The sequence below is a fragment of the Bacillus sp. 7884-1 genome, assembly GCF_002272245.1.
Classification (GTDB): domain Bacteria; phylum Bacillota; class Bacilli; order Bacillales; family Cytobacillaceae; genus Neobacillus.
Window position 1 is genome coordinate 38864 of sequence record NZ_NPDD01000208.1, and the last position, 15434, is coordinate 54297.

Genomic DNA, 15434 nt, shown 5'->3' on the forward strand with positions numbered 1-15434 from the left:
AATAATAATTCTGGGCTTTGTAAATCGGTGGAATGACCATAACAACTATCAATTTTCATTTCGGTCACTCCAGCACACATATCAATTAAATCGTTCCAATAAAATTCAAGGAAGCAGTATCCTTTGAATCCACGACACCATCTAAAATTTTCTTAACGTCACTCAATGTATCCTTCAAACTAACTTCTTCTCCTAAGATTCCTGTAAAGGCTTCTGCAACATAGAAAGGCTGTGTCAAATAGGCTTCTAAACGTTCTCCCCGATGGTAGGTTTCTATTTCTGATGCTGGTATCCCGTTAATACCTTTTACATTTACAAGCGAACGTAATTCTCGATAACGTCGTAATAGTTTTTGGGCTTTTTGTTGGATAGTTAGGTGGTTTTGGTCTAGGTGTGCACCTTCTAATACAGAAGATGTAGAGTAGATTGGATTTACCGCTGGGTAACGATGTCTTGCTGCTAAGTCCATATCAAACTGCCAAAGTGTTTCAAGCGGTCCATATGGCAGGTCCTCATCCACTGATGCTCCCTTTAAATCGAGTAAAAAGGTGGTAACAGTCTTGATATCGACATCCTGTAATTTTTCCTGAAGCTCAAAGATTTCCCCTGTTAATACATGCGAACGGTCTGCAACGAAAATGATTTCTTTATTTTTACCAACTACGGTCATTTCTGCTAAGGCCTTTTCAATACTTTCAACGACAATTTCTGTATCATCTAAGATTTCCGCTAACTCTGGATGATCGTTTTCTGGTTTCAATAAAACTGTTGCATAACCTTCTCTCTTAAAACGATAAAATAACTCTGCTAAAACAACCAACTGACCCATTCCTGGACGAGCAACAAGTCCAATGGTTCCCCCCTTAACGATTGGTGCAAACAGATCTAATGTTTTTATTTTTGTCTCAATCATCTCTACATTCTCCCCTCTTAAAATCAATTCATCTAGACTACATTGTGCTAATTCAGCTAAAGCTACAATCGTGCGAACTTCGGAGCGTCCTACTGGAATTTTCCCGGTACATAAATTCGATACAGTTGCCGGCCTTAAGCCTACCTCACGTGCTGCACTTGTAAGGTTAGGAACCCTCCTTCGCAATAATGGAACATTTAGTCTTATATTTTCCATTATTTTCACCTCCTTACTTTATATAGTAATTTAACTTACCCTAAAACGCAATAATAAATTACTCTATAACGTAATTATTTTTCTCTCAGACGTAAAAAAAAAAAAAAAAAACGATATGATTGAAGAATCATATCGTTAAAAATCCTCTGCATATCGAGTTCTTCTATATTTAGCACTATGGCAGGCATCACAGGTTGGAAACGAGTAATCCCAAGCAAGGTTCTTGCCACAGTTTTTGCATTTTTTCACGAATTTTTTAATATCTGTTTTTAATTTATCTTGAACCTTGTCACTCATTTCCTCACGAAGCCGCTCCCAATAAATCGCCTCTGTCCGCTCTCCTAACCGATACAAAAAGAGCAAATGCAAACCAAGCGCCTTATAAGCTAACTCGAGATCCTCCAAGCTTCGCTCCTTATATGGCGGTTCCGGAAGAGGAGTACCTTGAATTATTGCATACATCGTATCTTCCCATTGTCTGGTTAAAGCCTGCTCATTTTTCGAAAAAGGCAGATGTAAAAACCCATATAAGTCCATCAAAGGCAAGCGTGCTTCAATTTCTGTCCCGGCAATCAGGTTGTAAAGTGACCGTTCCTCGGCTAATGAAGCTTTCTTCGTTCCTGGCGGGCTGTTAAATTTCCCCCACAGCTCAAAGAATGTTCCTAAATCTCGGTAATATCGCTGGAACCGCTCAAACACCGAGTTAGTTGGAGCAATCGCAAAGGTATGAACAGGCTCATCCTCTTGAATAAGTAATTTCTTCATCAGCCTGATGTCTTTCGTGAAGGCAACCTTCCCGACATCATAAATTCCTTTTCTACCTGCACGTCCGGCAATTTGCTTCACTTCCTGAGAGGTTAACAGTCGTCTTCTCGTACCATCAAATTTCTCATTTTCCAAAAACACAATCCGGCGAATCGGTAAATTTAAGCCCATCCCAATTGCATCGGTTGCTACAATTACCTTTGTTTTGCCGCTGTTAAATTGCTCAATTTGTTTTTTCCTAGTTTCTGGCGGCATGCTGCCGTAAATCATACTGACAGTATGGCCGTCACTTTGGAGCCGAGAAGCTGTTTCAAGCACCCGTCTTCTTGAAAAACAAATCAACGCATCCCCTTTTTTTACATGTTTAATATGGAATTCCTTTGTCTCCACTTCAAGAGGGGTATCACGGCTATATTCATGGATGACAATATCCGATTCTCCTAACAGCTGCAAAAGCATCGGTTTCGAGTTTCTGCTCCCGATAATATGTACTTCTCTTGCATTTGCTTTGGTTATCGCCTTATACCATGAAAAGCCGCGATCCTTGTCTGTAATCATTTGTGCTTCATCGATAACGATGACATCATAGTTTTCTTTTTCATGAAACATCTCTACCGTACATGAAAAATGATTCGCGCCCGGAACGATTTTTTCTTCCTCGCCTGTTTTTAATGAGCAGGGTGTTCCTTCAGCATTTAACTTATCATAAACCTCCAGCGCTAATAGCCTAAGTGGAGCAAGATATAAGCCGCTAGTTGCTTCCTTCATTTGCTCAAGGGCATGGTATGTCTTCCCGGTATTTGTTTCCCCAATATGAAGGATATAACGAACACGTCTTCCAAACGATGGATTGTATTCCTCACCAAAAATATCCTCCATCATTCGTTCTTCTTCTTCTCTTTTTCGTTGTAATTCTGCCTCTTCCTCCGCTTTCTTACGTTCTCTTTCAGCAAAGTCCTTTTCAAAAATTTGCTGATGAACGGAAAGGTCAAATGGTATATCAACAATCTTCAAAAGATCAGAAAGGTATTCGTCTTGTAAATCTTCAATAAAATAGTCTTCTACTTCATTAAGAAGCTGTTTCAAACTACCCTTAATGAAAGAGGGAGTAAGTTTTTCACCAAATGTTTCTTGAAACTGTTCCTTTATTTCAACTGGAAGATTCTCCAGAACCCTTTCCGGAATCAGTTCTGACAAATAATCTGAAATTAAGCTTTCGTAAACAAAAAAATAGGTTTGATATTCATACAAACTTCTTCCCCAATTTACCGTTTTATGAATATCCCCTGTCAATTCCTCAAAAAACTTTGCGACCGTTGTGTAGGATTCGGGGTTAAAATGACCCTCATCCTCTAGTTTCTCTTCCAGCGCAAAGGTATCAACATTTTTAAATTTCACATTGTTCTTGATGTCTGCTGCTAATTGTTTGGCTGTAAAATGCCGAACATAAAGATAAACTTGAGCATAATCCTTTTCAAGCATATCACCCGCAGTCTCTTCTATCATTGCTCGAATATGATGTCGCACTTCCTCAAGACGAGTGACTTCTTGTCTTTTTATAAAATCAGTTTTTGCTTGTTGATATCTTTGTTCCCATTCTTCTTCTTTATCTGCAAAGGTTTCCTTCGTCCATTCCAACACACGAAAGGGCTGATACTCTCTCATCTCATCCCGAAAAAGTTTATTAATTAGCTTGCGGTCCACTCCTTGAACCTCAAACCCTTTTTCCCATAAAAACTCTTTTTTCTCATTCTTTGGGACATCATTAGTGACCTTATTTAACCAGACATTGACCCAAATCTGCTCCAGATAATGCCCACGATCGGTTAAATATTGGCTAAAAGAAGGCAGACTGTCTTTTGTCTCTAAGTAATAGTTCATATCCTCCATTACTTTATTCTTCGTATGTTCAATCGCTTGAGGGTAAATGGCGGTTAATTTACTCAAATTATCCCTCCTTATCTTATTTTTGGTAATTTTATTATATCAAAAAACAAGAAACCGAATAAATATTCGGTTTCTAAATTTGACGGGTGTTGCAGTATTGATCCACTAAGTCCTCTATTTGATCAAGTTCAGGAAAATCCCCTGAAAACTGAAATTTGATTTCTTCAATGAATCGATCCTTGTTATAGACATGAATCGCCCCATTTTGGTGGCTGACACTGTATTCAGGTACAAAGCGAAATCCGTTTCGTTCAATGGCTCCCATGATAATCAATCCTTTTTTGAGTTTTTTTTAGTATTTACTATTATCCAGTCGTTAATCTCCAAATAAAGGCACCCAAACATATTCAGTACTAATAGAAAATTTTTAGTCATATTCTTATAGGAAAAATGCAATTAGAAGGGGTGAAAAGTTAGATGGTAAAAGTTCGTTTGCAGCCCGTTGTCAGTAAGATAAATTTACCCACTGTATTAAAAACAGCAATATTACCTGGTGATTCAATGGAAAGATTATTTATTGCAACTCAACTAGGAGAAATCTTTTACATAGGAAACTCAAGTTTAAGAACTTTTTTAGATATTCGCCCGCGGATTATAAAACTAGGTGCTTCTGGTGGTTATGATGAACGGGGATTGCTAGGGCTTGCGTTTCATCCCCAATTTTATTATAACGGTCTGTTTTATCTTCATTATTCAGCAGCTGGAACACAAGGTCCCGGTGCTCAACCTGATCCTTTTAAACCTGACCCATGTGACCCCAGAACTTTTAACCTAAGGTGGGTTAATAGAGAAACTCAATATGATCATATTGATACAGTGGAAGAATGGATTTTACAATCGAATGGTCAACCTCAAAAACGACGGACTTTACTTAACTTAAGAAGACCATTTTCAAATCATAATGGTTTCAATAGCTTAAACTTCTCACCTGAAACAGGAAAACTAATTTTAACAACCGGAGATGGGGGATCAGCCTATGATCCATTTAATCTAAGCCAGGATGATATGGAAATCGCTGGTAAAATAATTGAAATCGATGTAGTTAAGAATACATTTATCAATAATCCACCCGTAGTCACACGTTTTAATGAACTTCCCGTACCTATTCAGGAAACGCTTACGGTAATGGCTAAAGGGGTTCGCAATATATCAGGCATATCATTTCAAAGATTTAATCAGTATATCAAATATGTTGGAAATGTCGGACAGGATTTGGTAGAGTCGATTTTTTCATTCGTTCATTATAAACCAATACCGGTTACTCAGCTTATTCAAGCTTCTTTAATGAATTCTGAGCCTAACCAAGAAGGATTTATTAACTTTGGCTGGCGAGGGTGGGAAGGTGCTTTTCCTACTCCAATGATAAGGGGCTGTTCTACAAATCCGACTTTGGATGAGAAAACAATTTCTTTTTACAATGAAGCAGTATCACTTTCTGGGAGACGTCTTCAGCCTTTGACTAGTTATTTTCATAATGATCCCAGACCCGATAAGTTTGGAGGAACTGCACTTACAGGAGTCCAGCCCTATATGGGGAATGGAATCCCAGGTTTAACAGGAAGCGTTGTGTTTACCGATCTTGCCCGAAAAGAATCTCAACCTCAGGTTAGAGGGGCTTTAGCTTATACCAGTGTAAGACCAGATGGTAAACAAAATGATTTTAATGTGATTAAAACCGATTATGATTTTGGGTCTCAATCGGCTTATTATGTTAATTTGGGAACGAATCTGGATCAAACCAGACTATATTTAGGGGTTTATGGCTCTATGAAAGTGACTGATCTAAACCAAGGTACTGTTTTTGAAATTGTTCGATGATTTCAGATTAATCTCTTTTTAGAATTTATTTAAATGGAATAATAAAACAAACAAGAAAGCAATAAAAAGCTCCCTTGTTTGTTTTTTTTTAGGTAATTAATATTTCCTTTACAGATGCCAAATTGTGTTTAAAATTTAGTGAATTTCAGTTTGAAATCACCTTTATATGGAATATGTTCAACAGTTATCGTTATGTCTTTACCATCTTTATCTTTACCATTTCGTTTATAGGTGAATTTATTTTCATTCAGCTCTGTAAGTTCAAGAACTGCACCATACTTCATTCCTAGTGAAACATGGGCTCTTATCTTATTCCCATGCACAACATCATAATAGCCGTAATCACCGCGGCTTTTTCCTGTTTTCGCATCAAAAAATTCATATTTATTTGTTTTAAAATCATATTTAGCAAGACCCAAATAATTTTGGTTATAAGCTGATACATCATTGCCGTTTTCATCTAATGCCACTGTTCCTTGCCAAAGGGTGTCAGATAAAATTTTATCTCCATCTTTGTCTGTAACAATTTCTCCAGTTTTTGTTTCCAACGTCTTATCGGGATCCGTAAAGGTAAGTTCTGTTTCTTTATATGGAATATGATCAACAAATACCTCTACTTCGTTCCCTTGCGCATCTCTTCCCATTCTTTTATAAGTAAACATATCATTATTGAGTTCTGTTATTTCGACGACTGCTTGGTAACCCATTGATTCCGAAATTAATACTCTAATCTTTCCATCGTTGGTGATAAAGAAAGTTCCTTTATCGCCACGGCTCTTTTTTGTCATTTTATCAAAAAATTCGTATCTCGCTGTTTCATCGTCATATTTCGCAAGACCAATAAAGTTTGCGTTCTCTTTCGTGAAATCATTTTTATCCTTATCATAAACTTTTGTACCCTGCCAATTTGTGTTACTAAGTATTTTAGCGAATTCCTGACCTTTCGTCGCCTTCTCTTGTTTCTTATTCATATTTACCGTTTGCTCTGCCTTCACTTCACTCGTTTTTGCAAGTGTGGTTGTGCCGAATCCTGCCAGCACTAGGGTTAATCCAAGTAGTATAGCTGGTATTGCTTTTGTTTTTTTATTCATTTTATCGTCTCCTCATTTTTTGTTACTTATTGGAATCTGCTTCGACCTGATTATTTTGCTCCGGCTTTTACCAAAATATGTTCAATCTCTTTAAATCCTTTCTCGCGTGCATGCTGTAAAGGGGTCACATTATCTATATCCGGAATGTTGACATCTGCTCCATGATCGATTAGCAATTGCACTGTTTGCTGCTGTTTTCCATCACCATTATTTAAAATGATAGCTTCAAGCATTGCTGTCCAGCCGAGATCATTTACATGATTAATATCAATATCCGTTTTAGAAAGGAGTTCATTAATAACATCTACATATCCATGTTCTGAAGCAGGGATTAGAGCAGTTCCTCCATACCTGTTCGTTACAGTTGGGTCAGCACCGGCTTTTATCGTAAGTTTTAGTATGTCGAGATACCCTTCTGCACCAGCATATAAGAAGGGGTTATTTTTCATGTCATCCTGGATGTTGACGTCTGCCCCCGCATCAATAAGTATTTTTGCCGACTCTGTATCATTGTTGTAAGTCGCAATCATTGTGGAAGTTCGCCCATCTGAATCCTGGGTATTTATATCGACACCTTCCTCAATTAATCTTAATATAGTATCTACGTCTTTCCGTTCTGCAGCTTGAATCAGTTGTTCCTCCATATCCACCTCAATCATCCCCTGTTTATATGGTTCTCTACCGTTATTTAAGTTACAACCCTGTAGTACCAATATACTGCCTAAGACAAGTGTCAGGCACTTCCACATCATTTTCACCCCTGTAAGTTTTTTTCACATTCTAGCAAACCTCCCTAATAAATTTGACCTTATCTTTATGTTAATATCAAACCTTAAACTTCATCGAAAAAATTTCTTAAAAAAAGATAAACTTTATCTGAAAATTTGTTCATTATTATAAAAAAATCCGCCACTTTTGTGACGGATTGTTTAAACATTGAATCGATACCCTGCCCCCCAAACCGTTTCCAGGTATTTCGGATGGGCAGGATCTTTTTCAATTTTCCCGCGTATTTTTCTGATATGAACGGTCACAGTTGAAACATCTGCTGCCATTTCATACCCCCAAATATGTTCATATAGCTGTTCTTTGTTCAATACTTGATTCGGGTGATTCACAAGAAATACCAACAGATCAAATTCCTTTGTTGTGAAGGATGTGTACTCTCCGTTTATATAAACTTTGCGTGCTGACTTATCAATCGTAATCTCTTTAACCTTAATCATTTTTGATTTTGCTTGACTTCCTGCTAATCGTTCATACCGCTCTATATGCGCTTTCACCCTAGCTACCAACTCGCTTGGACTAAAAGGTTTGGTAATATAATCATCAGCCCCTAAACCGAGACCTCGAATTTTATCGATATCCTCTTTTTTCGCGGAAACAAATAAAATCGGAATATTTTTAACTTGACGTACTTGTTTACATATTTCAAACCCATTTATTCCTGGGAGCATGATGTCCAATATAATCAGATCATAATCATTTTGAAGTGCAAGTTGGAGTCCTGAATCACCACTATGTTCTACATCAACATGAAACTGATTAATTTCTAAATAATCTCTTTGCAATTCTGCGATACTCACTTCATCTTCAATCAATAATATCTTTTTCATCCTTACACACCTTTCTTCAAAGAAAAGAAAACACTTGTACCTTTGCCTTTCTCACTCGTTGCCCAAATCTCCCCTTCGTGCTCTTCAATAATGTGTTTAGAAATGGCCAGCCCTAATCCACTTCCGCCAGTCCGGGAATTTCTAGACATTTCAGCTCGATAAAAGCGATTAAAAATGTATGGTAACGCAGAAGGGTCAATTCCATAACCGTTATCCGTTACTTCTACGACTACATCAAATGGTCCTTCATGCAAAGTAATAGAAATGTACTTATCATCTTTATTCATATACTTAACACAATTGTTTATAAGATTTACTAAAACACGTTTTAACTTCTCTCGGTCAGCTGTCACGTACATAGGTTGATTCATTGGATGATAGGTAATCTGTATCCCTTTTTGAACTAAATCTAAATGAAGTTTTTCTACAAAATCTCGCACGTATTCAACTAGTTCGATTATTTCAAAAGTGAATGACTCTTTCTTTAAATCAAGTTTTGAGAATAAAAACAGCTCATCGATCAATGAATCCATATCTCTTGCTTTTATGTGAATAGTGGTTAAATACTTCTCCATTTTCTCTCGTGTGTTTGCCACACCGTCTTTTATCCCCTCAACATAGCCAATTATGGAAGTAATCGGTGTCTTTAGATCATGTGAAATATTTGAAAGAAGTTCTTTTCGATTTTCTTCATATTGAATCTGGAGGGTTATCGACTCCTTAAGTTTAACTCTCATTTCTTCAAAGGTTTTATTTAATTGACCGATTTCGTCACTTGAAGTCGTTTTGATTTCAAAATTTAAATCTCCTGACTTAATCCGTTCTGCACCTTCTTTTAGAACGGAGATCGGCTTGATAATGCTTCTTGACACTAAATAGTTTAATAACCCAATAATCATGATAAACAAAAGCAGCAAAAGACCTAATAAAATGGGAAACATTTCTCGAATTAACTGCGTATTCGAGCTTACCTTCCTCAATACAAAAATACTTCCTTCACTTTTATCTGAAAAATAAAAATCAAACTTCACATACGTGAAAAAGAAGTCATTGATTTTAATGGAGTCCCTCGTATTAATATTTGTTTCTTCAAACTTAGGAAGTGACGTAACTAATGCCTGCTGATCTACCGTGGGTGTCGAGTACTCAATGTTCTTATCTCTTCTAACGACAATTTTGATATCCTGATGTTCAATCTTCTCCAGATGCTCTTTATTTAATAGCTGCTCAGAGTTATTTTTTGCCAAAAGCTTTAAATCAAGAAACACACTTTCCTCAACAGGAGTCAAAGGTTTTTGGAGATAAGATTTTTTGTAAAAGTTCTCTATAGAATTTACATCGCCTGTTAAAGTAAAAATAAGTAAATAACCAGCAGCTAAGAATAATGTGATAGAAAAAATGATGACCCCCACGTAGGACAACAGAAATCTCATTTTAATGGACAAATAATCACCTCCGATTCATCCACGCTAATTCTTATTAATAACTAAGAAAACCATATCATGCAATTCTTAAAATTTTCTAAAATATAAATAAAAAAAACGAAAACATCAACCAAAATACTACAAGTTATTTATTTATTTATTTATTTATTTATGTGTGCGATTTTAGACTTATATCCCAAGTAATCGCTTTTATTGTAACAAAAAAAAGCATACCAATTCTTTTATGAATTGATATGCTAATTAATTTGCTAACTATTTGTTTCTCAAGATAAACGGAACTACTTAACCTTAGAACACGTCCTCACACAAAATTTATGCTGTTGTGTAAACTTCTTTTTTATTGGAATCATGGCGAATCGTTGCTTGTGCAGCCGCTAATCTTGCCAACGGCACACGGTAAGGTGAACAGCTTACATAATCAAGTCCAGTTTTGTAGCAGAAATCAATGGACGTTTTCTCGCCACCATGTTCACCACAGATCCCTGTTTTTAATGTCGGCTTTGTTTCACGACCAAGTCTTACTCCCATTTCTACTAATCTACCAACACCATCTTGATCAAGGACAGCAAACGGATTTTCTGGCAAAACCTTATTTTCAATATAATTCTGCAGGAATTTTCCTTCTGCATCATCACGGCTATATCCGAATGTTGTTTGTGTTAAATCGTTCGTACCAAAAGAGAAGAAATCTGCTTCTTCAGCAATTTGGTCGGCTGTAATCGCCGCACGTGGAATTTCAATCATCGTTCCAATTGTATACTCAAATTGCTTTCCTGTTTCTTCCTGTACCTTTTCAGCAGCATCAATCACAAGCTGGCGCATTTGTTTCAACTCATTAACATGACCAACAAGTGGAATCATGATTTCAGGCTGAACTTCCATCCCTTTGTCTGCAAGCTTAGCCGCAGCATAGAAAATTGCCTTTGCCTGCATTTCATAAATTTCTGGATACACCATTCCGAGACGACATCCGCGGTGGCCGAGCATTGGGTTATACTCATCTAATTGGCGAACCTTTTTCAATAGTAACTCTTTCTTCTTCAGCTCAGAAGAGGAAGGATCCAGAATTTGCAGCTTCGTCACTTCGACTAACAGCTCTTCCTTATCTGGTAAGAATTCATGTAAAGGCGGGTCCAATAAACGAATTGTAACCGGGTATCCCTGCATCGCTTCAAAGATTCCTTCAAAATCGCCCTGCTGCATTGGCAGCAATTCAGCAAGTGCGTCCTTACGCTCGCTGTATGTTTCAGCTAGAATCATTTTTTGTACGATTGGAATACGTTTCAAGTCCATAAACATATGCTCTGTACGGCACAATCCAATACCACCTGCGCCAAATTCAAAGGCTTTTTGTGCATCTTCAGGATTATCAGCATTTGCACGAACCCCAATTTTTCGTTCTTGGTCTGCCCAAGCAAGTAAAAGCTGGAATTCATCTGAAAGCTCTGGTTCAATCATTGGAATTTCTCCGAGCATGATTTCTCCTGTTGAACCATCAATCGTGATTACATCACCGTAGTTGATAACCTTCTCGTCCACTTTAAATTGTTTTGCTTTTACATCAATTTTTAGAGCATCACATCCGCAAATACATGCTTTACCCATTCCGCGTGCAACAACGGCAGCGTGACTTGTCATCCCACCTCGGCTGGTAAGGATTGCTTGAGCTGCAACAATTCCGTGAATATCATCAGGCGTTGTTTCTGGACGAACAAGAATAACCTTTTTACCAGCATTCCCTAATTCCTCAGCTTCGTCTGCATCAAAAACAACTTGACCAGTAGCCGCACCTGGTGATGCTGGCAGACCTTTTGCTAATAACGTACGCTCATACTTATCATCTATTCGGCGATGAAGCAGCTGATTTAATTGATCTGGATCGACACGAAGCAAGGCTGTCTTCTTATCAATAATTCCTTCTTCCACCATTTCAACCGCAATCCGAATTGCAGCTTGTGCTGTCCGCTTACCATTCCGCGTTTGAAGAATAAATAATTGCCCGCGTTCTACTGTAAATTCAATATCCTGCATTTCTTGATAATGCTGCTCCAAACGTTTACATGTTTCGGAGAATTGTTTAAAAACCGCAGGCATCTCATCTTTTAAGGTTTGAATGGGCTGGGGTGTACGAATTCCTGCTACCACATCTTCACCCTGTGCATTAATTAAGTATTCACCGTAAAGAACGTGTTCACCAGTAGAAGGATTCCGAGTAAAGGCCACGCCAGTTCCTGAATCATTGCCCATGTTACCGAATACCATGCTTTGGATATTGACAGCCGTTCCAAGGTGATCCGGAATTTTGTTCAAGCGGCGGTAGACGATGGCACGCTGATTATTCCAAGAATCAAACACTGCGTTGATGGCAAGAAATAGCTGTTCCTTCGGATCCTGCGGGAAGTCTTTTCTTGTATGTTTTTTAACAATCCCTTTATACCCTTCGATTACCTCTTTCCAGTCCTCTGCAGTCATTTCTGGATCTGCGCTATATCCCTTTTCCTCACGTGTTTCTTCTAATAATTGTTCAAAATAATACGTATTAATATCAAGAACAACATTACTGAACATTTGTATGAAACGGCGGTAAGAATCATAGGCAAAACGAAGATTATTCGTTAATTTCCCCATTCCAATAACCGTTTCATCGTTCATTCCAAGGTTTAATACGGTATCCATCATCCCTGGCATTGAAAATACAGAACCTGAACGGACAGAAACAAGTAACGGATTTTGTGCATCACCTAGTTTTTTCCCCATTTTATCCTCTAGGGTGTTTAGTGCTCCCAATACTTGGCTTTCAACGAGCGATGGAATCATTTTTCCTGCATCATAATAGGCATTACATGCTTGTGTCGAAATCGTAAAGCCATAAGGAACTGGCAGTCCAATCCGCGTCATTTCTGCTAGGTTTGCTCCTTTTCCTCCAAGCGTTTCCTTCATATTTCCATTTCCTTCATGAAACAAGTAAACGAATTTATCCATCATTATAAGCTCCTCTCTTTTTTCAACACTTCTAAAATTAATCCAGCTGTTTCCTCGATTGCTTTATTTGAAACATTGATAATCGGACAGCCTACTCGCTTCATAATCTTTTCAGCATAATCCAGTTCATCAAGAATTCTTTCGAAGCTTGCGTAACTTGCTTTAGAGCCTAACCCTAAAGCTTTTAGCCTTTCAACACGAATTTCGTTTAATTTATTGGGAGAGATAATTAATCCAATACAATTTTTTCTCGGAATCTCGAACAATTCCTCTGGTGCTGGTACCTCCGGAACTAAGGGAACATTGGCAACCTTAAAGCGTTTATGAGCCAAATACATCGATAATGGTGTCTTCGAGGTTCTTGAAACACCGATCAAGACAATATCTGCCTTGAGAATTCCTCGAGGATCACGCCCATCATCATATTTAACCGCAAATTCGATGGCTTCTATTTTTCTAAAATACTCTTCATCTAGTTTTCTCATTAAGCCTGGCTGATGATGAGGCGTTTTATTAAAGCTAGTGGTGAAGGCATTCATCAATGGACTAAGCAAGTCCACTGCCATAATGTTATCTTCTGCTGCACGACGATCTAAATATTCCTTTAACACTGGAATGACAATCGTATAGGCAATGATTGACTTTCCTTTTTTCGCTATCATAAGGACATCTTCAATGTCTTCGAGGTCCTCCACATAGGAATTGCGTCGAATCTCTACATTTCCACCGTTAAATTGTGTTGCTACCGCTTTCACAACAAACTCAGCTGTTTCCCCAACAGAGTCCGAAACCACATAGACTACTTCCTTCTCTACAAAAATCGCTGCCACTCCCCTTTATACCGAATTTCGATCCATTATTTCTAGGTATGCTCGTGTGATGGTTGTTTTCGTAATCCGACCGACAAGTAAATATGTATGGTTTCTCGGATTGATTTCTTTCACTACAGGTAAGGAGTCAATGTGATTAGTAATCATTTTTTTAGCAGCTTCTAACAAAGTTTCCTCAGGTGTGATTGTGATAATGTTAGGCATTCTGGTCATAATGACACTGCAGGGTAATTCTTGCAAATCTTTATTGCCGATGGCTGTTCTCAGTAAATCTTTCCTAGAAATTACACCAGCTAAATAGCCATTACTATCTACCGCATAAAGAGTACCAACATCTTCCAAAAATAGTTGTACAATCGCATCATATACAGATGTGGATTTTTCCACAACGATTGGAAGAGCTTTAAAATCTGCCACTTTTTTGTGGAGAAATTTTTCTGCCTGATGCTTTACTTCTTGGTTATGATTAAAAAAATAACCAACTCGAGGTCTGGCATCCAAATTACCAGCCATTGTTAAAATAGCTAAGTCTGGTCTTAATGCTGCTCTTGTTAAGGAAAGCTTTTCTGCAATTTGCTGCCCCGTGATGGGTCCACTTTCCTTCACAATCTTTAGAATTTCATCTTGGCGTTTCGAAAGTTTAATCACATTGACCCCCTTTTCAGTTTAATTATGTTATATTTTTTGATAAAAATATAAATGTGCTATACTTATTAATATTTAGTATATTACATTTAAACAATTAGTGAAACAGTTTATTGCACATTTTTTTGACAAATTTTCTAACCCTTCAAAAAAAAGAATCCTACCGCAGGAGATAGGATTCTTACTATTTTTGACAGTTAGGACAGAAATAGGTTTTACGAGATGAAATCATTTCTTTAATAATAGTGCCCCCGCATCTATTACATTTCTCTCCTTCTCGGTCATACACAAGACAGAGATTATTATAACCCCCTGTTAAATTGTCCCCTTGGAAAAAGGGATTTTCCATGTATCCACCATGATTTAAAGCGTCTAGGAGCACATGCTTCATCGACTGGTAAAGTAGATTTCGTTCAGGCTCACCTATATCCTCTATACTCCGTTTTGTTTTAATTCCGGCATGATAACAAATTTCATCGGAGTAACAATTTCCAATCCCTGCTATAAGCTCCTGATCGAGAAGTTTTGTTTTTATTTTCCCACGTCTGTCATCTAGTAGTTTTAAAAAATCCTGCAAAGTGAACTGAGGCTCTAATGGCTCCGGACCCAAAGAAGATAATTCTTTTTGAACATCCTGTTCACTATATAAATGCAAATAACCCAATCGCAATCCAATAAAATAAAGATGGTGTTTTCCAAAAGATAACCGAACCTGTATCGTTCTTTCCGGTTTGTCATCCTCTGTCCCAAAATACATCCAGCCGCCAAGCATTAAATGCAACAGAAGGACTTGCCCGTTTTCTAAATGAAATAATAAATGCTTTCCTCTTCGATTGACTGTCATGACTTTCTGATTTGTGACACTATTAATAAAGAGCGTTGGGTTCACATTAACCGATTTCTCTCGATTGATTTGTACATGAGAAATGGTTTGACCCGCTATTTTTTGAATTAATAATCTTCGGTAATTTTCCATCTCTGGAAGTTCAGGCATCTATCTACTCCCCTTCACGGCTTTTTCATATCTTTTCCTCACAAACGCAAAAAAACCGAACTTTTTATAGTTCGGTTTTTGTATCAATCATTATCAAGTGGGCCTAAATGGACTCGAACCATCGACCTCACGCTTATCAGGCGTGCGCTCTAACCAGCTGAGCTATAGGCCC

Annotated in this window: 12 protein-coding genes and 1 tRNA gene; 1 reads left to right on the forward strand and 12 read right to left on the reverse strand. The window is 37.7% G+C overall.

Annotated features, from left to right (window positions below; all coding sequences use genetic code 11):
* Nucleotides 1–85 precede the first annotated feature (85 nt).
* The 3 genes from CHI06_RS23035 to CHI06_RS23045 form a co-directional block, all read right to left on the reverse strand.
* Nucleotides 86–1129, reverse strand: coding sequence for a hypothetical protein (locus CHI06_RS23035; RefSeq protein ID WP_095250906.1), 1044 nt, complete (start codon nucleotides 1127–1129; stop codon nucleotides 86–88).
* A gap of 135 nt (nucleotides 1130–1264) precedes the next feature.
* The gene (locus CHI06_RS23040; protein WP_095250907.1) at nucleotides 1265–3841 is read right to left on the reverse strand and encodes a helicase-related protein; all 2577 of its coding nucleotides are present in this window, start codon (nucleotides 3839–3841) and stop codon (nucleotides 1265–1267) included.
* Between the two features lie 73 nt (nucleotides 3842–3914).
* Entirely contained in the window at nucleotides 3915–4106 is a 192-nt protein-coding gene (locus tag CHI06_RS23045) for a YbxH family protein (RefSeq protein WP_095250908.1), read from the reverse strand.
* A gap of 152 nt (nucleotides 4107–4258) precedes the next feature.
* Here CHI06_RS23045 and CHI06_RS23050 point away from each other — a divergent pair, with 152 nt between their 5' ends.
* Nucleotides 4259–5659 (forward strand): PQQ-dependent sugar dehydrogenase, encoded by a 1401-nt coding sequence (locus CHI06_RS23050; RefSeq protein ID WP_095250909.1) that lies wholly within the window; start codon nucleotides 4259–4261, stop codon nucleotides 5657–5659.
* 128 nt (nucleotides 5660–5787) lie between these two features.
* On the opposite strand, the gene CHI06_RS23055 is transcribed toward CHI06_RS23050, so the two are convergent.
* The 9 genes from CHI06_RS23055 to CHI06_RS23095 all read right to left on the reverse strand — a co-directional run bounded on the left by CHI06_RS23055 (nucleotide 5788) and on the right by CHI06_RS23095 (nucleotide 15434).
* The gene (locus CHI06_RS23055; RefSeq protein WP_095250910.1) at nucleotides 5788–6750 is read right to left on the reverse strand and encodes a DUF4822 domain-containing protein; all 963 of its coding nucleotides are present in this window, start codon (nucleotides 6748–6750) and stop codon (nucleotides 5788–5790) included.
* Between the two features lie 50 nt (nucleotides 6751–6800).
* Complete coding sequence (locus CHI06_RS23060; protein WP_095250911.1) at nucleotides 6801–7499, reverse strand: ankyrin repeat domain-containing protein; 699 nt, start codon at nucleotides 7497–7499, stop codon at nucleotides 6801–6803.
* Between the two features lie 180 nt (nucleotides 7500–7679).
* Entirely contained in the window at nucleotides 7680–8366 is a 687-nt protein-coding gene (locus CHI06_RS23065; protein ID WP_095250912.1) for a response regulator transcription factor, read from the reverse strand.
* Nucleotides 8367–8368: 2 nt separating this feature from the next.
* Nucleotides 8369–9811: a sensor histidine kinase gene (locus tag CHI06_RS23070; RefSeq protein ID WP_095250913.1), complete on the reverse strand. Its 1443-nt coding sequence runs from the start codon at nucleotides 9809–9811 to the stop codon at nucleotides 8369–8371.
* Nucleotides 9812–10123: 312 nt separating this feature from the next.
* Nucleotides 10124–12793 (reverse strand): pyruvate, phosphate dikinase, encoded by a 2670-nt coding sequence (gene ppdK / locus CHI06_RS23075; RefSeq protein WP_095250914.1) that lies wholly within the window; start codon nucleotides 12791–12793, stop codon nucleotides 10124–10126.
* A gap of 2 nt (nucleotides 12794–12795) precedes the next feature.
* Nucleotides 12796–13623: a pyruvate, water dikinase regulatory protein gene (locus CHI06_RS23080; protein ID WP_257009420.1), complete on the reverse strand. Its 828-nt coding sequence runs from the start codon at nucleotides 13621–13623 to the stop codon at nucleotides 12796–12798.
* Between the two features lie 6 nt (nucleotides 13624–13629).
* Complete coding sequence (locus CHI06_RS23085; RefSeq protein WP_095250915.1) at nucleotides 13630–14271, reverse strand: helix-turn-helix transcriptional regulator; 642 nt, start codon at nucleotides 14269–14271, stop codon at nucleotides 13630–13632.
* Nucleotides 14272–14452: 181 nt separating this feature from the next.
* Nucleotides 14453–15262, reverse strand: a complete 810-nt coding sequence (gene mutM, locus CHI06_RS23090) for a bifunctional DNA-formamidopyrimidine glycosylase/DNA-(apurinic or apyrimidinic site) lyase (RefSeq protein ID WP_095250916.1) — start codon at nucleotides 15260–15262, stop codon at nucleotides 14453–14455.
* A 98-nt stretch (nucleotides 15263–15360) separates the two neighbouring features.
* Nucleotides 15361–15434, reverse strand: a tRNA-Ile gene (locus tag CHI06_RS23095).

Excerpts from the sequence above, each read along its gene's own strand:
- CHI06_RS23035 (WP_095250906.1), bottom strand. The coding sequence starts at position 1,129 with ATGGAAAATATAAGACTAAATGTTCCATTATTGCGAAGGAGGGTTCCT.
- CHI06_RS23045 (WP_095250908.1), bottom strand. The coding sequence starts at position 4,106 with ATGGGAGCCATTGAACGAAACGGATTTCGCTTTGTACCTGAATACAGT.
- CHI06_RS23050 (WP_095250909.1), top strand. The coding sequence starts at position 4,259 with ATGGTAAAAGTTCGTTTGCAGCCCGTTGTCAGTAAGATAAATTTACCC.
- CHI06_RS23055 (WP_095250910.1), bottom strand. The coding sequence starts at position 6,750 with ATGAATAAAAAAACAAAAGCAATACCAGCTATACTACTTGGATTAACC.
- CHI06_RS23060 (WP_095250911.1), bottom strand. The coding sequence starts at position 7,499 with ATGTGGAAGTGCCTGACACTTGTCTTAGGCAGTATATTGGTACTACAG.
- CHI06_RS23065 (WP_095250912.1), bottom strand. The coding sequence starts at position 8,366 with ATGAAAAAGATATTATTGATTGAAGATGAAGTGAGTATCGCAGAATTG.
- ppdK (WP_095250914.1), bottom strand. The coding sequence starts at position 12,793 with ATGGATAAATTCGTTTACTTGTTTCATGAAGGAAATGGAAATATGAAG.
- mutM (WP_095250916.1), bottom strand. The coding sequence starts at position 15,262 with ATGCCTGAACTTCCAGAGATGGAAAATTACCGAAGATTATTAATTCAA.